The organism is Natrinema gari JCM 14663 (assembly GCF_000337175.1).
GTDB classification, from domain to species: domain Archaea; phylum Halobacteriota; class Halobacteria; order Halobacteriales; family Natrialbaceae; genus Natrinema; species Natrinema gari.
On the sequence record NZ_AOIJ01000039.1, the window covers coordinates 24,132 to 47,110 of the forward strand.

At 62.0% G+C, this 22,979-nt stretch carries 20 protein-coding genes and 1 pseudogene; 13 read left to right on the forward strand and 8 right to left on the reverse strand.

The window, feature by feature from the left end:
• Window positions 1–18: 18 nt before the first annotated feature.
• The 3 genes from C486_RS05250 to C486_RS05260 all read left to right on the forward strand — a co-directional run bounded on the left by C486_RS05250 (window position 19) and on the right by C486_RS05260 (window position 4,677).
• Window positions 19–1,347 carry an anaerobic glycerol-3-phosphate dehydrogenase subunit C gene (locus C486_RS05250; protein ID WP_008453833.1) on the forward strand — a complete coding sequence of 443 codons (1,329 nt, stop codon included), beginning with the start codon at window positions 19–21 and terminating at the stop codon, window positions 1,345–1,347.
• Entirely contained in the window at window positions 1,347–2,513 is a 1,167-nt protein-coding gene (locus C486_RS05255) for a Cdc6/Cdc18 family protein (RefSeq protein WP_008453835.1), read from the forward strand. The genes C486_RS05250 and C486_RS05255 overlap by 1 nt, the downstream gene beginning before the upstream one ends.
• Before the next feature lie 88 nt (window positions 2,514–2,601).
• Window positions 2,602–4,677: a hypothetical protein gene (locus C486_RS05260; protein ID WP_008453837.1), complete on the forward strand. Its 2,076-nt coding sequence runs from the start codon at window positions 2,602–2,604 to the stop codon at window positions 4,675–4,677.
• A 75-nt stretch (window positions 4,678–4,752) separates the two neighbouring features.
• Here the strand turns inward: C486_RS05260 and C486_RS22570 are convergent, their stop codons facing one another.
• Together C486_RS22570 and C486_RS05265 are read right to left on the reverse strand one after the other, a co-directional pair.
• Complete coding sequence (locus tag C486_RS22570; protein WP_007108947.1) at window positions 4,753–4,887, reverse strand: DUF7503 family protein; 135 nt, start codon at window positions 4,885–4,887, stop codon at window positions 4,753–4,755.
• A 589-nt stretch (window positions 4,888–5,476) separates the two neighbouring features.
• Entirely contained in the window at window positions 5,477–8,389 is a 2,913-nt protein-coding gene (locus tag C486_RS05265; protein WP_008453844.1) for an oligosaccharyl transferase, archaeosortase A system-associated, read from the reverse strand.
• A 166-nt stretch (window positions 8,390–8,555) separates the two neighbouring features.
• Here C486_RS05265 and aglG point away from each other — a divergent pair, with 166 nt between their 5' ends.
• Complete coding sequence (gene aglG, locus C486_RS05270; protein ID WP_008453846.1) at window positions 8,556–9,515, forward strand: glucosyl-dolichyl phosphate glucuronosyltransferase; 960 nt, start codon at window positions 8,556–8,558, stop codon at window positions 9,513–9,515.
• A 14-nt stretch (window positions 9,516–9,529) separates the two neighbouring features.
• On the opposite strand, the gene C486_RS05275 is transcribed toward aglG, so the two are convergent.
• Window positions 9,530–10,696 (reverse strand): glycosyltransferase, encoded by a 1,167-nt coding sequence (locus C486_RS05275; protein WP_008453848.1) that lies wholly within the window; start codon window positions 10,694–10,696, stop codon window positions 9,530–9,532.
• A 425-nt stretch (window positions 10,697–11,121) separates the two neighbouring features.
• Between C486_RS05275 and C486_RS05280 the strand changes: the two genes are divergently transcribed.
• The 6 genes and pseudogenes from C486_RS05280 to aglJ all read left to right on the forward strand — a co-directional run bounded on the left by C486_RS05280 (window position 11,122) and on the right by aglJ (window position 18,237).
• Window positions 11,122–12,534: an oligosaccharide flippase family protein gene (locus C486_RS05280; protein WP_008453850.1), complete on the forward strand. Its 1,413-nt coding sequence runs from the start codon at window positions 11,122–11,124 to the stop codon at window positions 12,532–12,534.
• A 94-nt stretch (window positions 12,535–12,628) separates the two neighbouring features.
• Window positions 12,629–13,290: pseudogene (locus C486_RS20035) on the forward strand (IS6 family transposase).
• 542 nt (window positions 13,291–13,832) lie between these two features.
• Entirely contained in the window at window positions 13,833–14,771 is a 939-nt protein-coding gene (locus tag C486_RS05285; RefSeq protein ID WP_083865999.1) for a glycosyltransferase family 2 protein, read from the forward strand.
• 230 nt (window positions 14,772–15,001) lie between these two features.
• The gene (gene aglF / locus C486_RS05290) at window positions 15,002–15,736 is read left to right on the forward strand and encodes a UTP--glucose-1-phosphate uridylyltransferase AglF (RefSeq protein WP_008453856.1); all 735 of its coding nucleotides are present in this window, start codon (window positions 15,002–15,004) and stop codon (window positions 15,734–15,736) included.
• Window positions 15,737–15,834: 98 nt separating this feature from the next.
• Window positions 15,835–17,124, forward strand: a complete 1,290-nt coding sequence (aglM, locus tag C486_RS05295; protein WP_008453858.1) for a UDP-glucose 6-dehydrogenase AglM — start codon at window positions 15,835–15,837, stop codon at window positions 17,122–17,124.
• Between the two features lie 105 nt (window positions 17,125–17,229).
• Window positions 17,230–18,237, forward strand: coding sequence for an S-layer glycoprotein N-glycosyltransferase AglJ (gene aglJ, locus C486_RS05300; RefSeq protein ID WP_008453860.1), 1,008 nt, complete (start codon window positions 17,230–17,232; stop codon window positions 18,235–18,237).
• Between the two features lie 69 nt (window positions 18,238–18,306).
• Here aglJ and C486_RS05305 read toward each other — a convergent pair whose 3' ends face one another.
• On the reverse strand, window positions 18,307–18,636 hold the full coding sequence (locus tag C486_RS05305; RefSeq protein WP_008453862.1) for a DUF5789 family protein: 330 nt from the start codon (window positions 18,634–18,636) through the stop codon (window positions 18,307–18,309).
• 159 nt (window positions 18,637–18,795) lie between these two features.
• Between C486_RS05305 and C486_RS05310 the strand changes: the two genes are divergently transcribed.
• A complete protein-coding gene (locus C486_RS05310; protein ID WP_006186097.1) occupies window positions 18,796–19,005 on the forward strand; it encodes a ribbon-helix-helix domain-containing protein in 210 nt (69 codons plus the stop codon).
• Between the two features lie 224 nt (window positions 19,006–19,229).
• Here the strand turns inward: C486_RS05310 and C486_RS05315 are convergent, their stop codons facing one another.
• Entirely contained in the window at window positions 19,230–19,652 is a 423-nt protein-coding gene (locus C486_RS05315) for a hypothetical protein (RefSeq protein WP_008453868.1), read from the reverse strand.
• 74 nt (window positions 19,653–19,726) lie between these two features.
• Window positions 19,727–20,410, reverse strand: a complete 684-nt coding sequence (locus C486_RS05320) for a hypothetical protein (RefSeq protein WP_008453869.1) — start codon at window positions 20,408–20,410, stop codon at window positions 19,727–19,729.
• A 155-nt stretch (window positions 20,411–20,565) separates the two neighbouring features.
• On the opposite strand from C486_RS05320, the gene C486_RS05325 reads away from it, so the two are divergent.
• A complete protein-coding gene (locus tag C486_RS05325; protein ID WP_008453871.1) occupies window positions 20,566–21,252 on the forward strand; it encodes a VOC family protein in 687 nt (228 codons plus the stop codon).
• Window positions 21,253–21,343: 91 nt separating this feature from the next.
• Window positions 21,344–21,667: a hypothetical protein gene (locus C486_RS05330; protein ID WP_152419125.1), complete on the forward strand. Its 324-nt coding sequence runs from the start codon at window positions 21,344–21,346 to the stop codon at window positions 21,665–21,667.
• A 53-nt stretch (window positions 21,668–21,720) separates the two neighbouring features.
• On the opposite strand, the gene C486_RS05335 is transcribed toward C486_RS05330, so the two are convergent.
• Window positions 21,721–22,011 (reverse strand): DUF5779 family protein, encoded by a 291-nt coding sequence (locus C486_RS05335; RefSeq protein ID WP_008453875.1) that lies wholly within the window; start codon window positions 22,009–22,011, stop codon window positions 21,721–21,723.
• Between the two features lie 250 nt (window positions 22,012–22,261).
• Window positions 22,262–22,717 (reverse strand): ferritin-like domain-containing protein, encoded by a 456-nt coding sequence (locus tag C486_RS05340; protein ID WP_008453877.1) that lies wholly within the window; start codon window positions 22,715–22,717, stop codon window positions 22,262–22,264.
• Window positions 22,718–22,979: the final 262 nt, after the last annotated feature.

Sequence of the window (22,979 nt, forward strand, 5' to 3'; positions counted from 1 at the left end):
ATCGACCTACGTGTTCCCATGAGTGACGCAGAACAACCGACCGACGACGGCGTACCGGGCGACGACGAGTTCGAACCGATTCAGGTCTTCCCTGAAGCCGAGGAGATGGATCTCCGGCCGGGCGCGGACAACTGCTATAAGTGTTCGACCTGCGACACCAACTGTCCAGTCGCCGAGGTCGACGACGAGTTCCCCGGCCCGAAGTTCCAGGGACCAGAGCAGTGGCGACTCAAACGCCAGGACGACCAGGACATCGACGACTCCGTGATGAAGTGCTCGAACTGCATGCGCTGTGACAGCGCCTGCCCGTCCGACGTTCCCCTGTCGCAGATGCACAATACCGCTCGCGGGGAGTACGTCGAGGAACAGATGAACACGTTCTCGCGGGAGTACGTCCGCAATCGGATCCTCGCGAACTACCGCCGGCTCGCCCCGCTGGGATCGATGTTCCCGCGGACGACGAACTTCGTGATGGGACTGTCGGCGACCCAGTGGCTCGGCGAGAAGCTTCTCGGCATTACCGGCGAGCGGGAGTTCCCCGAGTTCGCGACCGAAACGTTCCGCGAGTGGTGGGCGAAGCGAGGCGGCGCAAACGTCGACAATCCCGACAAGCGGATCGCGTACTTCCATGGCTGCTATTCGAACTACAACACCCCCGAGGTAGCCAAGGCGCTGGTCCGCGTCTACGAACACTTCGGCTACGAGATCATGGTCCCCGACCAGCACTGTTCGGGGACGCCGATGTTCGCCAACGGGATGCTCGAGGACGCGCGCCGGTCGGCCGAGACGAACGTGCGGGAACTCGCCGCGGCGCTCGAGGACGGCGCGGATATCGTCGCCTCCTGTAGCTCCTGTTCGATGTCGCTGCGCCAGGAGTACCCCGAACTGTTCGACTTCGAAGGGACCGAGGCGGTCGCCGAGAACACCTGGGACGCCGTCGAGTATCTCCGGGTTCACGAGGACCTCGAAGGCGAACTCGAGGGGACTTCCGTCGACGAGTTCGACGACTTCGCCTACCACGCGCCGTGTCACGCCCGCAATCAGGGACTCGACGGTCAGACGACGGAAGTGTTGGCCCCCATCGACGGCGTCGCGGCTCACGACGTCGGCGACTCCTGTTCGGGTATTTCCGGCACGTATGGCTGGAAGGCGGAGAATTACGAAACCTCCATGAAAATCGGGGAGGAAATGTTCGACCACATGGAAGAGTCGGAGGCGAACACGGGACTCACGGAGTGTCCGACCTGTTCGATGCAGATGGAACACGGAACCGGCTACGAGATCACACACACCCTCGAAGTGCTCGAGGCGGCGCTCGTCGGGGACCGGGAGGCGGCCGCACAGTAATGGACCTACAGGAGCGCATCGCTCGTCGACGATCGGCGCGACGGGGCTCGCGCGTCGTCGTCGACCGCGAACAGCTCAGCCCGGTCGTCCACCGGCCGGAGCCGGTCGGTCGCGGCCCCGTCCTGGAGCAACTCCTCGACGCGCTCGAGCCGGTCTTCGATGGCGAACTCCCGCCGCCGGTCGCGGTGGTCGGGCCGTCGGGAGCGGGCACCTCCGCGATCGTGACGGCGCTGTTCGACGCGTTGAATCAGCAGTTCGGCGGCTCGGACCGGACGATCGCCACGACGACGCGGGGCGGGAGCACCGAGCCGGTCACGTGGTTCGTCACCGTCGACGGCCGCCACGTCGAGAGCCCGTTCGCGTTCTACCGGGCCGTCCTCTCGGGCATCTCGAGCGAGCGGGTCCCCGAAAGCGGCGTCGGGACCGACGACTTGCGCGAGCGCCTGTCCGACAGGCTCGCCCGCACCGATCGTCGCGCAATCGTCGCGATCGACCACCACGACGAACCGGAGACGCTCGGTGCCGAGCGCGTCCACGAACTGCTGGCACCGGTCGAGGACTGCACCGCCACCGTCGCGGTTGGACAGCGAGCGCCCGACGACCATCGAGGCCCCACGGTCACCGTTCCCGCCTACCGCGATCACGAACTCGTCGACATCGTGACCGACCGCGCCTCGACGGGGCTGGCTGCCGGCGTGCTCGATCACGACGCCGTTCGGGAACTCGCCGGCTGGGCCGACGGGAACGCACACGACGCGCTCGCGGCCCTGTTCGGAGCGGCCGTCCTCGCGAGCGAGGCCGACGCGGACCGGATCGAGCCGACCCACCTCGAGCAAGCGTGGGCCGACGTGCCCGACGACGGCGTCCACGTCAGTCGAGCGCTTGCGCTGTCCAAGACTCGCCAGCGGGTATTGATAGAACTGGTCGATCTCGGGCCGGGCGAGCGGTCGATTCGCGAGATCGCGACCGCGATCGCGGATCGGTCGTCGCTGACCGCCGGGACGGTCAAGCGGTTCCTCTACGAACTCGCCGACCGCGGCGTCATCGAACGGCTCCCGCTCTCGACCGCCGACAACGGTAGCGGTCGCCAGCCGAGCACGGTCGCGATTCGGTTTCCGACGATCGCGTTCCGAGCATTGAGCCCGATCGGACGGGAGTCGCCGTGAGCACCCCCCGGCCGCGAACGCGAGGCGGGGTCTCGACAGATGGACAATCTATTTTGTCACTCCCGGAGAACGGTCGTAGTAACCGGGTATGACGATCGAGTTCACTGAGACGGCGGACGAGACCGGGCTCGAGGTATACGACTCGATCGAACAACGCCGCCTTCACATCGGGACACCATCGCCCGTTTCGCCGGCCGTACTCGAACCCGATCGGTTCCGTTTCCCGATCGACAAGAAGTGCGCTATCGAGACGGACGCGCTCGTCTTCGACCAATTGTACTCCGTTACCGTTCACAACAGCACCGGGCAAACCGAAACGAGCCTCGACGCCGGAGAGACGGTTCGGCTCGAGGAACGGACCCAGTTCGTCGGACTGAGCGGCCCGATCAGACTGTACTGCCGGATCGATGCCGCCGGCACCATCGATATCGGGCTCACGTCGATCCGGATCACGTTCGACGAGGCGACCGAAATCGAAGTCGGTGCCCGGTCGCCACACGACCGACCGGCGGCGACGATCACGACGCCGCCGGACATCGAATCGATGATGGAGGCCGTGTCGGCGCTGCCGTCCGCTTTGAAGACGACATCGCCCGAGCGGACGTGGCCGACGCTGCGCGGCCATCCGCCGCTGATCGAACTCGGGGATCGACTCCGGATTCCGGACACCGTCGACCGACCGGACGGCGACATGATCCTCACGGTGCCACCGGAACGCAGTGCCCTCTATCAGGCGGCCCCGCTGGGATTCTTCCTTGGGGCAACGATTCGACCGGGCCGAGAGCCAACCCTCGAGACGCCGCGGTTCGAACACCCACTGACGGCCGAGCACTCGTTCGAAGACGCGGTCGCCAGACTGCTGAAACGGTTCTTCTTTCTCGACTGTCTGACGCGAACTGAGGGGTTCTATCGGTACGAACTCAGCGAACGGCGGCTGCTCGAGGACGAATTGCCGTACGATCTCGCGGAGATGTACGCGGCGGCCCTCCCGGAGCGACTCGACCGGTATCTCGACGTGCCATACGACCAACTGGCGTCGCACATGCCGCGCTGGCCGTTGACCGCACACGTGCCGCCGGAGCCCGACACCGTCGAACTGTTACCGTTCATCGTCAACGAACTCGGCGTCGTTCGCGACGTACACGGAACCCCGCCCGAAACGGTCCCCGAGTCCGGCAGCGCGACGGGACTCGCCCGGTCCGTGAGTCGGACCCGCGATTCGTCACGGACGCCACGACCCGACCGGTCGTTCGTCGTCCCCGACATCACTGACGAATCGGTCGAGCACGCCTGGTTCGGCGACGACGTTCCACAGCAGGCCTCGAAGGCAACGCTCGAGGCGTACCGCAATCAGCTCGCCCGCGACGCCAGAAACGAGTCGACCGAAATCCTGCTCGTCTGTAACGATGCGCGGATGCTCGGCGAACACGATGCGCTCGGTAACGTCTACGGGAACCGAGAGGCCCTACCGTTCGAGATCCACTCGGAATTCGGCGTCGATACGGACCGTCTCGCCGACCTGCTTACCGATGGCGGCTACGACTTCTTCCACTACATCGGTCACGCGACCGAGGACGGACTTCGCTGCCCCGACGGCGAACTCGACGTCCGCTCCCTCGAGTCGGTCGATCTCGGCGTCTTCTTCCTGAACGCCTGTCGATCGTACGAACAGGGGCTCGCGCTCACCCGTCGGGGTGCGTTCGGGGGCGTCAGTACGTACGCGGACATCGTCAACGACCGGGCCGTCGAGGCCGGAGAGACCATGGCTCGGTTGCTCAATCGAGGGTTCCCACTCCGGGCCGCGCTCGAAATCGCGCGGACGCACTCGTCGCTCGGGAAGCAGTACCTGATCGTCGGTGACGGATCGGCGGATATCGCACAGTCCGACGGCGGTGCACCCATGATCGTGGACCTCGAACGCGACGAGGGCGATCCGTTCGACTTCGCCGTCCAATCGTATTCGACCAAGGAGTTCAAACTGGGAACGGCGACGGAATCGACGCTTCCGACGGTCGCGGACCGTCACTTGAGCCCCGGTCGAACGTCGTTCTCGCGGGCTGACAGGGACGACGTTCGGGAGTATCTCATCTGGAACGAGGTGCCGATTCGGGTCGACAGCGAACTCCAGTGGAACGACGGCATCGGGTCACCGATCTTCGAGTAATCAATCGCGGGAGAACAGGAACGGATCGATACCGCGTCGTTCGGCAAACGCTTTTTCGCGAATCGAAGCGACCGATTACGGTCCGATTTGGGACGAACTTCCTGCAACCACCGTTCCGGCCTGACTGAGCAGGACGAACATGGTGAACAGCGCGCCGATCATTCGTGGGTTCTGTGCGAGATAGTCCTTCATGCTGTCTTTCGCGGACATTGCATTCCAACGGTTGTGGCCGTTGGAAATAAATTTATCTAATAGTTACATATATGAATTATTATAGCAGAAGTGAACTCCAATACAGGACGGTGACACCGGTCACACGCCGGATCTCGAGCCTGAAGGATGACTCACTGGGCCCGAAGTCACGGTCTCCCGGCGAGCGAATCGCCAGCAGTATCGTCGCCGGTGTCGAAATCGCGCCCACGGCCCTGTCTTCGTCCTCGACCACGCTGCCGCGAGTCGGTACCGCTCTCCGAACACGCCACTTCGGCGGTTTATCGAAGCGGATGTAATCGCCACTAAAGTGCTTTCACACTGCTCACGAAGCAGTCGTAGAGCGGGTATGCTGACTCACGGCCGCTCTCGGCCCCTATTTCTGACCTGATGTCGCCACTCGACCGAGCGGCGACTCGAGAAGACACGAGATCGTCACACCCGTACTGCGGAGACGCTACCGATCGACTCGACGAACATCCGCCGAACGACACCAGCGCGTATCTCGCTCGAGAGTGAGCGAGCGTTCGTGTAAGACCACCACGTTTTCCGCCGACCGTCAGTCACGACGAGCGGCGTTTGCAACGGCTTAGTGGGCCGGCTCGACCGCAACCGCGGAGATCGATGCTGCCGATTCGTTCTCGGCCGTTCCGTCGTCCGCCGATCCGGCGTCGCTCGAGTCCGCAGTCCCATCGTCGGCGGTTTCGTTGCCGGTCGTTTCGTTGCTCTCGTTGCCACTGGGCTGTTCTTCGGTCTCGACTTCCTCGAGACTGACATCGACCGTGTCGCCGTTGACGACGGCCGTTTCGGAGACGGCCGTCTCGCCGTTGTACTGCGTCGTGCCGTCGTCGCCCGAAACCACCGCGCCGATGGTGTAGTTGCTCGTGGCTTCGACGCTGCTGTTGGTGTAGCCGTCGTCAACGCCGAGTGCGTCGTCGGTCGCGTACGGCACGGTCAACTCGAAGCTTCCGTCCGCAGCGGGGTCGGCCTGCTGCGTGTACGTGAACGTTCGGCCGGTGTCGGTCTCGAGTTGGACGCCGGCTCTGACCGTCGCGTTCTCGGGATCGATTCCGCTCGCGCCGTCGATGTTCCCGGTGATGGTTGCACCCTCGACGCGCTCGAAGGTCTTCACCGACGAGACGACGTGGGCGTCCCACATCGGGGTTCCGAGGCCCTGATACACCTGGTTGTTACTGCGGGCTGCGGCGAGTTGCGTCTGGAGCGATTGCGTCTGGTTACTCCAGCCGGAGCCTCTGAGCGAGACCGAGTTCCGGGGCAACAGCCCACCGCGTCCCCGCATTCCGCCGACGACGGAATACTCGTCGCTTTCGTGAACGAGCCGGTAGTGTTCCATCCGCGCGGCGTCTTGGAGGTACAGCGACGCCATCGTCGTGTTATCGTAGTTGTCGTTTACGGTCGGTGCCCGTACCGTTTCGTTACCGACCTGGAACTGTTGGTTCTCGACGTACGAGCCGTAATCGGGCCCCGACCACTGCGTGATCGCCCCGAACTTCCCGCCGGCCATCTCGTCGTCGATCATGACGTATCGGATCTCCTCGTCGGTCTCGTTCCCTTCCACGATCGACTCGAGTTCCGCGGAAGACTTATCCGCGACGGAGCCGCCGGCGGCGATCCCGTCGAGGATCAGTTCCGCTCGCTCCTCGGACTGGGCAGTCAGATACGCCGACGACGACCTCGCGTTCTGCTGGAACGGGTTCGAGTGGGGGATCCGTTCGGCCTGGGTCGTCACCAGGTGGCCGTAGTCCCACCAGGACATGACCCCGTACGACCCGTCGGGATAGTCGTAATCACCGTCCTCGGGGGTGTACGTGCCGTAGTAATCGAGCTGACTAGCGTTATCCGCACCGCCGTAGTTGCCGACCGCGGGCGTGTTCTCCTGGAGCCACTCGTTCGACCCCTCCCACTTCATCGAACTCGACTGTGGCCCGGTCTGTTCCGCCTGCCCCCAGGCCGTTGCGGCTGCCAACGGCGGCAACAATGGAGCAAACAGGAGCAAGACGACCAGCGCGATCGCGATGACTTGATAGGTCTCGACCGATCGCAGCGACTCGAGACCGCCCGTCAGATCCAGACTGAAGAGTTGGACGAGTTCCGCGACGAACGCGGCGTTAACGATCGCGACCGCGAGGAGGAGGTAGTACGAGAAGCGGATCTGGGTCGCCGCCATGCTGATCAGGAACACCGACCAGACGACGACGAGCGTGTGTTCGGCGCGGAACTTGCGGCCCAGAAGGGGACGAAGCAGGAGGAACGCCAGTCCGGCAACCATCGTGACGAACGCGCTCCCGAACTCGGCGAACGTGTGGTTCAGGAAGTTCTCCGGCGGGGATGCTTCCTGAATGGTGATGTCGGTAGTCGTCCCGCCGAAGGGAAGCATCCGTCGGGTCGCGTTCCCGACGATCGTATCGAACAAGTCGGGGAGAGCGAGCCACATTACCAGGAACGTCGCGGCGATGAGTCCACCGACCGCGACGGGATAGTATCGGCGGTCGAGGTGCCGATCGTTCCACTGTCGGGCGAGCCAGGCCATGAAGACACAGCCAGCAGCCACGAGGACGGCGGTCAAGGGCTGGAGGAGACCGAAGCTCGTCGAGCCGGTACTCCCCGGTGCTTCGATGAGCAGTGCGGTCAACACGGCAGTCACGCCGAGACTCACTGCACCGACGAATGCGATGTGATCCGGCGAGACCCCGCGTACGTAATCGAGCGAGAGCTGGACGGTAAAGAACACCGCGAGGATTCCGATCAGTAGGACCGCAGACGGCCAGATCCAGATGTAGAGCGTGAGCGCGAGTCCCGCCAGCCCGCTGTAGATGGCGGGCGTTCGGAGTGCGTTCCAGTCTCGATCGGCGACGAGTTCGTAGATCGGCTTTTCGCGTTCGGCGACGGTGACCGCGACCATCATCGCGAGGACCGCGAGACCCATAAACAGGACCTCGGCGACGTGGTGGTCGAGTTGCCCGACCGTCGATCGACTCAGGAACTGGCCCCGGGAAAGAGCAAGAATCAGCACGGAGACGATCCCGCCGATCGTGCCGCCGAGCCGGCGACCGGCGTAGAAGACCGGAATCGCCACGAGCGCGGCCATGACCGGAATCGAAAGCAGTGAGACCGTATACAGCGTTTCGGCCGACGGATTACCGAGTCCGACGATCATCGCTACAGTGACGATGAGTTGGTCGAACAGCGTTCCGAACTGGCCGACGTAGGTGCCGGTCGGGAACCCGGTCCAGGCCTCGTACGGCATCGTGTGCGGATAGTTCTCCGCCGTCCAGTTGATCGTCCGCCAGTGATACCACGAGTCGATGCCCGCCAGCGCGGGCGTTCCGTCTTCGGTGACGAACCGGCCGTACGACTGGGTTCGCAACCAGACCATAAACAGCATCACGACCCCCAGAACGGGGAGGTGATACCAATCTCGGAACGACTCGAGGAGGGTCGCTTCGGTCCCGTCCTCGACGCGTTCGGTGTCGGTACTCATTAGCTTGCACCAGACCCAACCCAAGAATAAGTCTTATTATATACACGCGGCCGTTGGAGCCCCGGTCTCGAACCGTCTCGACCGCGCGTCTCACTCCGGCGTGGCCGTCACGGCGACCTCATTCGAACGAAAAAGCTTATTCTCGACTCACCGAAATCCGACGGTAATGAAGGTTTCCGTCGTCGTCTGTACCTACGCGATGGACCGCTACGATGTCTTTTCGGCGTGTGTCGACAGCGTCCTCGCTCAAACCTACGAGCCGCTTGAGGTCGTCCTGGTTGTCGACGGGAACGAGGCGGTTTTCGAGCGAGTCCGGGAAGACTATGGCGGCCTCGATGACGTTGTCCTGCACTGTAACGACGAAAACCAAGGGATTTCCTACAGCCGAACGCGTGGCGCGAAGATCGCGACCGGGGATGTCGTCGCGTTCATCGACGACGACGCCGTCGCCGAGGACGACTGGGTGGCGGAGTTGGCTCGCGTCTACGACGAGACGGACGCGATCGCGGTCGGCGGTCACGTCGCGGCGGACTGGGTGACCGAAAAACCCGACTTCTTCCCCGCGGAGTTCTACTGGCTCGTCGGCTGTGACGAGCGCGGCATGGGTGAGCACATGGCGGAGTTGCGGAACACGTACGGCTCGAACATCTCGTTCCGGCGAGACGTGTTCCTGAACGTCGGCGGATACGACGAGAACACGGGCCGCAAGGGGGACCGGCACATTCAGGCCCACGAAGCGCCGGTCTGCATCAGAATGGCGAACGCGTACGGGAAAGGCGTGATCTACAACACCGACGCGGTGGTTCATCACAAACTGTTCGACTATCGCGGAGACTTCCGGTGGCTCGTGTTCCGTTCGTTCTGGCAGGGGTATTCGAAACGGATCATGGACCTGTTGTTACCAGAGGCGTCGGGAGACAAAAACGAATACCTGCAACAGCTTCTGCTCGAGTTCGTCCCGAGTCGGCTGTCGGATCTCGTTCGGCGACCCTCGAGTGCGAAGGGCCAACAGCTCGTGACCATCTTCGTGTTCACTGCTGCGGTCGGCTTCGGCTACCTCTATGGACTTGCCGAAGTGGATCGGGCGGAACTGACCGACGAACGCGAGGCTCCGAGCGGCGCGTAAGCCTGCACGATCGATCATTCGCCGGCCTCGTACTCCTCGTACCACGATGGCGTGATATCGGCGCTCGAGACGGCCGCATCGACCGCCGCCCGCATCCCCTCGTGGAACGCGTCGACGGAGAACCGATCGGCGAAGGCGGCGATCTCCGACGGCGACCAGTCGACCCCCTCCGTCTCGAACCGCCGAACCGTCTCGGTCAGCGACGGGCCGGCCTCGCCGGCTCGCGTGTGTGAGTAGCCGTTCTTCCTGTCGACGACCTGAAACTGTGTCATCCCCTCTTTAACGCCGAGCAGCGGTGTGCCGGCCGCCAGCGCCTCGACCGGAGCGATCCCGAAGTCCTCGTCGCGGCCATTGAACACGAAAGCCTTCGCGCCCGACAGCAAGCGTCGTTTCTCGGCCTCGTCGACGTAGCCCAGGAACTCGACGTTGTCGCTGGCCAGTCGCTCGAGGCGCTCGCGTTCCGGGCCGTCGCCGGCGACGAGCAATCGACTCTCGAGGTCGTTGAACGCCTTGACGATCCCGTCGACGTCTTTGTGCCAGTCCAGCCGCGAGAGGGTCACGTAGTACTCGCCGGTCTCCTCGTCGTTCGGGTCGTATTCGTGGGTGTCGACGGGCGGGTAGACAACGCTGATCTTCTCGCTCGGGACGCCCCAGTAGCGCTCGACGCGGCGCTTGACGAGTTCGGAGTTGACGACGTAGCGGTCGGGCCGGTGAGTGTTGTGATCGAACAGGACCCGGATCGCGTAGTGAAGGAGCAATCGGAGCCGGGAGAACCGGGCGGAGTCGACCTCGCTGATCTGGTCGGACTGTCTGCGGTTCGTGTGATGGACGTAGGCGACCCAGGTCTGTTCGGTCGGGGCGACGTAAAATAGCGGCTCGTTCCCGCTGGTAACGAGAACGTCGTACTCTCGCAAGGGCTCGGCGAGCTGCCAGCCCACGAGGTGTGCGAGCTGCCGCGCCAGTCCGCCCCGCTCGAGGGCGCGGTTCAGTACCCGGCCCTGGATGAGCTGTTCAGCTTCGATATCGGCCGGCTCGATGGACTCATCGCGCCACCCGACGTAGAACGGTGCGTCCTCGAAGACGCGAGCGAGTTCCCAGGCGAGGCGATCGCCGCCGCCGTTTGCGTGTTCGCCCCAGTGGGCGATCGCAAGGCTCGAGCGAGGGTCGGGATCTTCTGCCATTTCCCGTGGGTCCCTCCTCTAAGCGCATATTGTTCACGGATCGAATATCCATCACAGCGCGCAATGATTTTCAGCTGGCGACTATAGCACGCACTGTCGATCCACACACCAACGGAGAGATAGCGCCCCGCAGTATTCGAATTTGAGGGTCAGAACGCTGATGGATGGTTGCCACTGGGAAGATACGACATCGGGAGACGTTGGGGTGGAGACGATCAGATTCAATGGTGATACTTTACTCCAAACAATGCTGGCGATGAAAGAAAATATTAGGATGATAGGACGATTTTAACACACTACCACCAATAATTATTAGTTAGAAATTCGACACTTGTTGTAGGAACCGAGGTATTGATACAGGAGGGGTAAAAATCGTATCAGTAGCTTAGAAGCGCGTATTCACTATGAGATATGGCCGTACTTCGATGATCGATTTCCTGTCGAGGCTGGTAGTGTCGTTTTCAGGGTTTGTCGCCACTATCGTTCTTACCAGGACGCTCGGCCAAGCACGATACGGCACGTACGTAGTCATCATTTCAGTACTGGCTTGGGCTATGATCGCAAGCAATCTCGGCCTTGATCAAGCAATCAAGAAGCGAGTGAGCGAAGCCACCGATGGCAACTATGTCATCGCCGGAGCGATCGTACAGATCGGTCTGTACGTGATCGTTGCCGGCTGTCTCTGGCTTGCCAGTCCATACCTGAACGCGTACATGGGGTTTGACGCGACACTAATCCTCATTGGACTCCTCGCAGTTCGCTTAGTCGGGAACTTCGTTCGGACCGTCCTCAACGGTCAGCATCTTGTCCACGTGTCCAGTCTTCTTTCGCCGATCGAGTTGACGAGTCGGAGCATTGTTCAGATACCCCTCGTCATCGCCGGGTTCGGTGTCACTGGAGCGGTCGCTGGATACGCGATCGGCGCTGTCGTCGCTGCCCTTATCGGTTCGTATTTCATTTCTTTTGATCCGTCGCTGCCATCCCGCCAGGACTTCACCCGCCTCAAGTCGTACGCCCAATTCTCGTGGCTCGCGTCAGTGAAAGGACGGACCTTCCTTTCGATGGATACGCTTGTCCTCGCGCTCTTCGTCTCAAACAGCCTGATCGCAGTTTATGAGATTGCTTGGAACCTCGCGTCGCTGTTTGCTATTTTCGGATCATCGATCAGTAGAACGCTCTTTCCGGAGATCAGTCAACTCTCCTCGGAGGAGGGAGTCAGCGGTGAAGTCGTCGGACTACTCCGCGTTGCGCTCGCCTACGCGGGGCTTTTCATTATCCCGGGTTTAGTCGGGGGGACATTGGTTGGCGACATTATTTTACAGATATACGGTCCAGGGTATGATACAGGGTACTACATTCTCCTCATGTTGACGTTTGCGCGCTTGCTGTATGGCTACCAAAGACAATTTCTCACCACACTCGACGCGATCGATCGTCCTGATCTCACTTTTCGGATCAACGCAGTGTTCGTGGCAGCCAACCTCGTACTGAACCTCGCCTTCACCTGGCAGTTCGGCTGGTACGGGGCGGCGGTTGCGACCACGCTTTCGGCTGCGCTCGGTCTAACGCTTGGCTACTATTACGCCTCGACAGTCATCACCGTCGACATCCCGTTCGATGAAATCGGAAAACAGGCCCTCGCCGCGGGAATCATGGCCGGGGTTGTTTATTCACTACGGACTTTCGTTGATGACTCTCTACCCCTCGTTTTGCTGTTCGTCGGTGTCGGAGCCGTCACCTACTTCAGCGCGTTGTTCGTACTTTCCCACGAGTTCCGGACGACGGTTGCGGACAATTTGCCATTCAGGATTCCAACATTGGTGTGGAGTTACTTATAGATAGCAATTTGGCGCTGTTCAGATTAGAGTTTGAAGAATTGAGGCAGTAGAATTCCGATCTCTTACACTCGAATTAGGGGCGTTTTGGAGATATATTATCGGGACCCAGTTAGATTTTGTGAAGCACGAGCAGATACCGGTCGGGCTAACGCAGTTGCGTGTCCAACTCCAACTGCGTGGGTTATCATTTTCGGATACTGTTTCTGTCTTAGAGAGGTTCGGTGCCGAACGGACACGATTGATCGTCCATAGCTGGGTACAGAAAGCCGATTTACATCTGATTGCTGGAAAACAGCCGGATCACGTCGCAGTTGCCGGACCCGTGATCCAACTCAACGATCAGTGCTACTATAGCAGCAATTGAAAGTCATTACACATTTGACTGCACGACAGCGTTACCATCAGTGTATAATCCGTTTCAGTTGCTACTATAGCTGTACGCCGCCGTCAATCCCGAGACAATCATATTTTCAACGCTAAGATGTTTTCAACTCAGAATGAAGGTGTTCTCTCTATCCTTCTCTCAGAACTCACCGAGAAACATGATGTCGAAGACACTGTGTTTCTCACTGACTCTGCCACGTGGCTCAAAGTAGTACTCCATCATCATGGACTTCGTTTTCGATACGAAGAACATGGAAATCGGAACGCTGTCGAACGTGTCTTCAGAGAAACAAAACGCAGAGCAACGCCAAAGCTAAACCAGTCGACAACCGACTCAAATCATTCAACTTTGCATGGAATCAGTTTATCTGAATACAATGTTGAGCGGGAATCGGGATATTGATACAGTAGGGGTAGAAATCGCGTCGGTAGCTTAGAAGCCCGTGACCACTATGAAATACGACCGTCTTTCGATAGTAAATTTTCTGTCGAAGTTGATAATGCGTTTTCAGGGTTCGTCACCACTATCGTCACACCAGAACGCTTAGTCAAGCACGATTCGGCGCGTACGTGATGATTCTGAGCCAAGTATCGATACCAGACGGATGCTCGCGAGACTTTCGACCATGTGGTGGGCGGTAAAGACATGCTAACGACGGTTGTAAACGCACTCAAACAGAACGAACTTGATCCACTATACTATACTGTCCCGCTACGTAAGGAGACAGGTCAACATGTAGTAAGCGTCTCGAACATGGCCAAACGGTTCACCGAGAACGACATCCACCAGGGAACCCCTCAGCGTTGAGGAAGCTAAGCGCCAGTGCAGACTCGAGAATCTGGGGGACGGATCAGCCACAGACACCACCAGCACCAATACACGATAGTTTCAGACGGAGAACCCTCCAAAGAATATGAGTCAGACACGGTCAGAGAGGAACGAGCCAACGATCAGCGTCGTCATCCCAGTCTACGAACAACCTCAGTTACTCGCCGAAGCGCTTGATAGTGTAATGGATCAGACAATTGGTGGCATCGAGGTAATCGTCGTCGACGACGCCTCGGACACGGACTTCAAGCCAATTGTCAACCAATACAGTGACCGAGTACGACTGCTTACACACGACGAAAACAAGGGTGCAGCGGAGGCCCGAAATACGGGTATCGATGCTGCCCGCGGCGAGTACGTGGCGTTCCTCGATGCCGACGATAGATGGGCACCGACGAAACTCGAAAAGCAACTCGAGGTATTCAAACGAGAGGATGTCACTCTCGGCCTCGTTTACACGGGGTTTGTGCAGTATCAACTGGACGGAACCGAATGGGAACGCTATCCTGACGCAAGAGGGGAGATCTACCGTGACGAGTTAGTACGAGATCGCGTCCATCCGACATCGACGGTGATGGTTCGCTGGGAGTGTTTGGAGCGTACTGGCGGGTTCGATCCGTCATTACCGAGCAGACAGGACTACGACCTCTGGATCCGGATTGCGGACCACTATGAGGTCGATTACGTGGACGAAATCCTCGTGGACAAACGCGAACAGCCTGACAGTATCTCGAAGGACTTCGATCGCAGGATCGAAGGTGATCTTGCTGTCTTCGAGAAGGTAAAAGGCCGGGCGGCAGAGTTCGGGATCGTAACACGGAGCCGAATTTTCTCGTATCATCACCACGTGATCGGTCGAGACTACGGGTCTAATGGCAAACGGTGGAAGGCCTTGCAACACCTCGGACTTGCCATTATTCGATATCCGTTCCGCCCGATCTCATGGGCGATGTTCGTGATCACCTTATTGGGTATCGACCGGAACGGTCAGTTGCTGACGTTCGCAAAGCAGTGTATTCGATAGCGAAATGACCATCTGAGCCAATGGAGTTGGATACGCAATCGCATCAGCCCGCACAGTGTCGCTTTCCGCTCCACAAAATCTACTGAAACGTCGCTATTAGCACCGTTGGCTCGAGATCGATTTCTGGCAGGAACCACTATCAAATCGCACTGCCTCGCCCCCTCCTCATCTGAACACTGCTGACAGTGATCCCCGAAGACATATACTGCTCAAGTGTAATCGGTTGGCACATGCAAGCAGTCGTTTTAGCCGCCGGGAAGGGAACCCGCCTCCGGCCGCTCACCGAGGACAAACCGAAGGTCCTCGTCGAAGTCGACGGCAAGCCGCTCATCGAGGACGTCATGGACAACCTCATCGAGGTCGGTGCGACCGAATTCGTCCTCGTCGTCGGCTACATGAAAGAGAAGATCATCGAGCGCTACGGCGACGAGTACGAGGGCGTTCCGATCACGTACGCTCACCAGCGCGAACAACTCGGGCTCGCTCACGCCATCCTCCAGGCCGAACCGCATGTCGACGACGACTTCATGCTCATGCTCGGTGACAACGTCTTCCGGGCGAACCTCGGCGACGTGATCAACCGCCAGCGGGAAGAACGGGCCGACGCCGCGTTCCTCGTCGAGGAAGTCCCACACGAGGAAGCCTCGAGATACGGCGTCCTCGACACCAACGAGTACGGGGAGATCGTCGAGGTGATGGAGAAACCGGAGGATCCGCCGTCGAACCTCGTCATGACCGGCTTCTACACGTTCACGCCTGAGATCTTCCACGCGTGTCATCTCGTCCAGCCTTCGGACCGCGGGGAGTACGAACTACCGGACGCGATCGACCTGCTCATTCAGTCCGGCCGGACCATCGACGCTATCCGGATGGACGGCTGGCGCATCGACGTCGGCTACCCCGACGACCGGGACCGCGCCGCCGAACGGATCGCGGAGCAGGAAGCCGAACCGATCGGGCAGTAATCCCCGTCCCCACTCGAGCGCCGGGTCCGTCCGCGCGTCGATGACCGACCCGGGGATGACCCAAAAGCGACTAATCACCGCCAGTCCTCTCACGCTACATGAACGTCTCCATCATCGGGAGCGGCTACGTTGGCACCACCGTCGCCGCCTGTCTCGCGGAGCTCGGTCACGACGTCGTCAACGTCGAAATCGACGAGGAGATCGTCGAGATGATAAACGCCGGCGAGGCCCCGATCCACGAGTCGGGACTCGCGGAACGGATCGCGGCACACGCGGGGACGACGCTCCGCGCGACGACGGAGTACGACGCGGTTCGCGAGACGGAGGTTACGTTCCTCTGTCTGCCTACGCCGCAGACGGACGACGGCAGTCTCGACCTCGCGATCATGGAGGCCGGCGCGGAGTCGCTCGGTCGCGCACTCGCCGAGAAAGACGACGAGCATCTCGTCGTCGTCAAGAGCACGGTTCTCCCCGGGACGACCGAAGACGTCGTTGGGCCCGTCCTCGAGCGCGAGTCCGGCACCGAGATCGGCGACGGGCTCGCGCTCGCGATGAACCCCGAATTCCTCCGGATGGGAACGGCGGTTCGGGACTTCCTCGAGCCGGACAAGGTCGTCTTCGGAACGGCCGACGACGAGGCCGCCGCGACGCTACGAGAGCTCTACGCGCCGATCCTCGAGCGAGCCGAGACGGACCTCGTCGAGACCGAGATCCGCGAGGCCGAACTCATCAAGTACGCGAACAACGCGTTCCTCGCGTCGAAGGTCTCGCTGGTCAACGAACTGGGGAACATCGCCAGGGAGTACGGCGCGGACGCCTACGAGGTGCTCGAGGCGGTCGGGCTCGACGAGCGGATCTCGGAGCGGTTCATGCGGTCGGGACTGGGCTGGGGCGGTTCCTGTTTCCCCAAGGATGTCAACGCCTTGCGGGCCGGCGCTCGCGAGCAGGGGTACGACCCCGAGCTCCTCGATGCGGTCGTCGCGGTCAACGACGAGCAACCGCGACGGCTCGTCGGATTGCTCGCGGATCACGTCTCCCTATCGGGGGCTCGAATCGCGGTGCTGGGTCTGTCGTTCAAGCCAGGTACCGACGACGTCCGCAAGTCCCGTGCGCTCGACGTGATCGCGGAGTTGACAGCGCGCGGTGCGGATGTCGTCGCGTACGACCCCGTGGCGATCGAGAACGTCCGGCCCGACTACCCCGATATCGAGTACGCCGACGCGGCCGAGAGTGCGCTCGCGGGCGCGGACGGTGCCGTCGTCGCGACCGATTGGCCGGAGTTCGACGACCTCTCGTTCGACGGAATGGCCCGCGCGGTGGTCGTCGACGGGCGTCGGATCGACATCGACGAGGCCGCGCTCGACGTTTACGAAGGGCTGACCTGGTGATCCGCCTCGGAATCACGTCGCATGAACTCACCTCGTACCGTCCGTAAAAACCCGACAGTGGGCAATCAGTAACCTTTTGCAGTTCGATAGGGGAGTTACTGCCCGATGGAGGACGACGCGGTCGACACGGGTGTGAGCGTCCGCTCGAGCGGCGGCGAGACGATCGCCGCCACAGAGGGGGCAAGCGAGATCTCACCCGACGAGGTGTGCGTTCTGATTCCGACGCTCAACGAGGCTGCCACGATCGCGGACGTGATCGAGGGCTTCTCCGAACAGGGGTACACGAACGTCGTCGTCGTCGACGGCGACTCGAGCGACGACACCCGTGAGATCGCCCGCGAGCACGGGGCGGAGGTGTTGGTCCAGTCCGGCGACGGAAAGGGCCAGGCCGTCCGCGAGGCCCTCGAGTACATCACGGTGCCGTACGTGGTGATGCTCGACGGCGACGGCACGTACGATCCGGCCGATGCCGACACAATGCTCGAGCCGCTGGCTCGAGGGTACGAACACGTCATCGGGAACCGGTTCGCCGATATGGATGACGACGCGATGCGGGCGCTCAACGGCGTCGGGAATCGGCTAATAAACCGCGCGTTCGGGTTCGTTCACGGAGCCAACTACGAGGACATTCTTTCGGGGTATCGGGCGTTTACCGTCGACTCGTTCAGGCGACTCTCGCTCGATTCGGACGGGTTCACGATCGAAACCGAACTCGCCGTCGAATGTGTCAAACACGGCGTCGAGACGACGGTCGTGCCGATCAGTTACAGCGCCCGTCCCGACGAGTCCGAGACCAATCTGCACCCGGTCAAAGACGGCGGGACGATCCTCCTGGCGCTGTACTCGCTGGCGAAGACCAACAACCCCCTGTTCTACTTCGGAAGCCTCGGGATGGCCGGAATCGTCTCCGGCGGCTTCATCGCGGTCTACGTCCTCTGGGAGTGGCTCCGCTACCAGCAGGGCCACGAGATCATGGCGCTCGTCTCGGCCGCCGCGATTCTGCTGGGCGTCCAACTGCTCATGTTCGGCGTTCTCTCGGACATGCTCGTGACCTTACACCGCGAACAGCGCCGACGCCTCGAGCGGATCGCTCGCAACGAGCGCGACGAGTGAGCGTGCGGGCGATCGGAACCGCAGACACGTGACGACGGCGTTCCCGATCGAGCGGGCGCGCGACCGTCCTCAGAACGGGAGCAGGGAGCGGACCTGCGCGACGACGCCCCCCGAGTTGTTCCGGCGGTACGCCTCGAACGGTTTGTGGAGTTGGTTCAACAGTTCCTGCCGGGAGTCGAACTCCTCCGTCGGCACTTCGGCGAGCATCTCGCTCAGCGGCACGTCGTTCCCGTGTACGTCGTAGGGAATGCGCTCGTGGCCGAGTTCGCCCTCGATGTCGTCTTTCGTGGCCGGAAAGGACAGGTCGGCGTCTCTGAGATGAGCGTCGACGGCAGCGATGCCGAACTCGATACTGTCGGGTTCCTCGTTGTCTCCGCTCGATGGTGGCCGAACTCCCATGCCTGTACGTCTCGCTACGGAGCCGACTATAAAAATGGCTTGGACGCGACCGGCGAGGGACGGCGGTCGCCGTAATCGGTACCGCCCCGCCCCGGCCGCCGAGCATCGTCGCCGCCGTCCTGTCGACACTCCTTTGGGCACCGCGCCGGAGTATGGCGTATGACCGAGTACACCACGGTGTCGATCCCGAAGGACCTCGCGGATCGGGTCGAGGAGACGATCGAGGGGACGAGCTTCCAGAGCACGAGCGATCTCGTCCGGTTCCTGCTGCGCAGCATCGTTATCCAACACCAGAAGGAAGGCGAACTCACCGAAGCGGAGTTCGAAGAGATCACCGAGCAACTCCGCGGCCTGGGCTATCTCGAGTAAGCGTCTCGCGATTGGGGCTCGCGGGGCGACCCGCCGCCGTGGCGTTTCCGCCCGGAACAGTGCTGTCCCGCTTCGACACGAGTCGTCCCGACTGGGGGGCCAGACAGAGGCCGCATATTCCGGACCTCCCGTCACGGGACGCTGCCGAGTCCGCGGACGATCGAGACGAACGAACGCCCGAGCGCATCATCGACGCATCAGTGTTCGAGGACGCAGCCGTCGTTTCAGTCGGTCAGCGACTGTCCCGGCGGCGAGGCGTCGATGATCTCGAGGGGCTGGCGCTCACCGCTGCGGTCGAACGCACCGAAAGACCGGTCGTCGACTTCCCAGGGCGGCACGGCCACGAAGATGACCTCCGCGAGATCGTCCCGCCGCGTCACCTCGAGTTCGCCGACAGGGTGGGAGACGAACCGGCCCTGTGCCTGCCGGGCAGGCGTCGAGAGATCGACCCCGAAGACGGCGTTGACCGGGTTGCCGGGATCGGGGAGGAAGAAATCGGTGAAAACCGGCGTGTCGTGTGGGAGCCCGTCGGCACCGTCGAGTTCGCTCGCGGGGACCACCGAGACGCCGGTCGTCACGTCGTCGGGATCGGCGTCGCTGGCGAGCGCCAGCAGGATATCGACGAGTCCGCGGGTTACGTAGACCACGGGTGTGCTATGAGTGGCCGGTAGTTAGATGTATGCCATCGGCGGCTCGAGGCGAGCGGCCGACACCGGGAGCCTCAGATCGGCAGCATCTCCCACGCCGTTTCCGCGTATAGGCGAGGCGCTCGCCTGCGGGACCGGGAGAGTGCCTCCTCGAGAACGCGCGCGGCGTCGTCCATGACGCCGGCACCGTGGCCGACGAGCACGCGTTCGGGTGCGACGCCGCGGAGGGCCCTCCGAGGGGGGGTCAGTCGCAACATCGGGTGGACGCCGAGTTGCTCGTCGCCGGTCAGGAAGTAGTCGACCGCCCCGACCGATTCGGGAACGACGAACGTCCCGTCGGCGGGGTTATAGAGGGCGACCTCCTGCCAGAAGCGGCTGTCGAGTACCGGTATCGCACGGATACCGGTATCGGAGAGTTCGTCGTCGAACCGGGCGACGGCGGCGTCGATGTCGTCGGTAACGCCCTCGAAGAACGACGGGAGATAGACGGGCACGTTGTGGCGGTTCGCGATCGCGGCGGCGTCGCGTTTGTGCCGGTCGAGTCCGACCACGACGCCGGCCACGTCGCCGAACTCGGCGACGAGTTCGTCGATCCCCTCGGCGTCGACGGGGTCGATGATCCAGACCTCGCCGTCCACCGCGATCGCGTGGCTGGCGCGTTGCATCCGTTCGTCGGGATGGGCGATCCAGCCGACGCCGCCGTCGAAGCGATCGATCTCGCGAAAGTCGGTCGCACGCTCGTCGGCACGAAAACTCATGTTGACGGGTATGGTCGCTCAGTCCATAAACGTGGGTAAACGGTACGTCACGCAGTCACCGTTGTCGGCTCGAGACTATCACTTCGATGACTACTCGCGGTCGGTGGAATCGTGTGGGCAACGCTTCTATGCACGCGCCCCGCGTACGACCGTCCATGCTAACCCGGCTGGCTTGGCTGGCGCTCGAGGCGACGGACCTCGAGCCGGTACGGAAGTTCTACGCGGAGCGGCTTGGACTGACCGTCCGCGCGCAGCGAGCGGACGAACTCGTCTTCGCGGCGGGCGAGGCCGACCTCGTGTGTCGTCGCCCCGATGCGTTCCCGCGGGGCGGATTGCACACCCACTACGCGTTCTCGATTCCCGCCGGCGAGTACGACGACTGGTGGGCCCGGCTGGCCACGACGTACGATCTCGAGGAGGCCCAATTCGGCTCCGCACGGTCGCTGTACCTGTACGATCCCGAGGAGAACTGCGTCGAACTCGGCCAGCGGGACGTGGCCGGCCCGGGCATCGACGGGATCTTCGAAGTCGTCCTCGAGGTCGAAAGCCTCGAGCGTGCGCGGGAGTTCTACGAGGACCTGGGCTTCGAGACGGTCGATACGGGCGACGACCGCAAGCGCGTGCGATTGCACGGGCCGATGGCACTGGAACTCTGGGAACCTCACCTCGGTATCGCCGACGCCCGCGGCGGCGTCCACGTCGATCTCGGATTCGAGACGGCCGCTCCCGAAGCGGCGCTCGACGCAGTGGCCGATCGCGTTCGCTCGGTCGAGCGGGCGAGCGACGACGCGGTCGTCGTACGCGATCCCGACGGTCATTTCCTGACGTTCACGTCGGCGTGAGTGGCCGGAACGGCGCGACCTGGGCTCGCGTGACTTCACGCTCTGACACTCCGAAGTTAGGACTTTACAGTCTCACCCCCTCGTGGCGACCATGTCGGTGTCCGCTCGCAGCGTGGCTGTCGTCTCCGGCAGTCTCGTCGCCGTGCTCACTGCACCCACCGGGATTGGAGCCGTCCTTGGTGGCTGGCTCGCTGCCAGCCGGACGGATGGCCCGAACGCGGGAGTGGTCACGGGCGGGACGGTCGGCACGCTCGCCGCGATCCCGTGGATGACCCTAGTGTACCTGGCAAGTGCCGGAGTAGTCGGCCGAATCGGCTATCGCGGCGAGTGGGTACGGATCGGCCTCACTCCGGCCGCGCCCGAAACACTCGGTCCGACCCAGGAAGTCACGCTTACCGTTCTCGTCGGGGCCTGAATCGTTACCGCCGCCGTTGCGGGCGGGTTCGTCGCCGGTCGGTCGGGCCACGATTAGAGCCGCTCCGTACTCACGTCGACGCCCGGCGGCGTGACGATCAGAAAGCCACGGAAGTGGACGAGTTCGCCGCCCGACTCCTTGATATCCCGTGCGAACCCGGCGGCCAACTCGTTGACATCGCCGTCGACGTTCAGAATGAGGACGTTGCCGTTTGAAATCGTCTCGAGCCACTCGTCGGGCGGCGTTTCCCCGTCGAGGACGCCGAGGACGAGGCTGCCCTCGAGATCGAGTTCGTCGTCGATGTGTTCCTCGACGGCCCGAAGATCGAGGTCGAAATCGCTCATACGGGGTGGGTCGAACCGGGGCGAGAAAAACGTTCGCCTCCAACCTTTTACGCTGCGCTCCCTCGCATTCGCTCGGTCGCTCGGTAAACGGCTGATCAAAAGCGCTCCTCTCCGTTTCGGCTCGCTACGCGAGCCTGGCTCACGGCTTCGCCGTTCGCCTGAGTGCGGCGCTACGCGCCGCGCTCTCCACATCGGTCGTCGGCCCGCTCGTTCACTCCATTCACTCGCGGCTGCTATCGAAGACAACCGATCAATCCATCGGGAACTCCTTTTGGAACCCGCGGAACTCGGTGCGGTGGGCCTCCTCGTCGGCGAGGATCGTCACCGCAACGTCCTCCGTGACGGGGTCGTTGGCCTCGGTTGCGGCCTCGATCAGCGACCGGTAGGTCTCGATGGCGTCCTCCTCGGCCTCGAGGACGCCCTCGATGACCGACTGCACGTCGGTCGTATCCGCGGGCGGCTGGAGGTCGTGTTGGTTGGCCGCGAACGATTCCGAGCCGGGTGGCGACTCGTCGAGTTGTTTCAGCCGTTCGCCGAGCAGCCGTGCGTGGTCGAGTTCCTCCTGAATGTCCTCCTCTAAGCTCGTCTTGACCTCCTCGGCGTGGATGCCGTCGAGGACGATCGCGTTGGTCTGGTAGTTCATCGCGGTCTCGAATTCGTCGATGTACGCCCCCGTCAGCAGGTCGGTGATCTCGTCGGTCGTCATAGACGCCGTCCTACCACGAGCAGCTACAAAACACTCACACGTGGTCCGGCTCGTCCGCTCCGCCGACGGCAGGCGTTCACCGGTTCTATCGTGACTCGAGGGGATGGAAGCACCGACGTTCGTTCCGGCGCAGGTCGGATCGATACCTGTGGTTGGACGAATGCCAAGTTATGTATTCATAACTCACTGAGATATGTATTCCAGAGGCTGATGGGGGAGGGGGGATGACCGAACGTCTATCGACGACCGCGCGCCAGCGCTC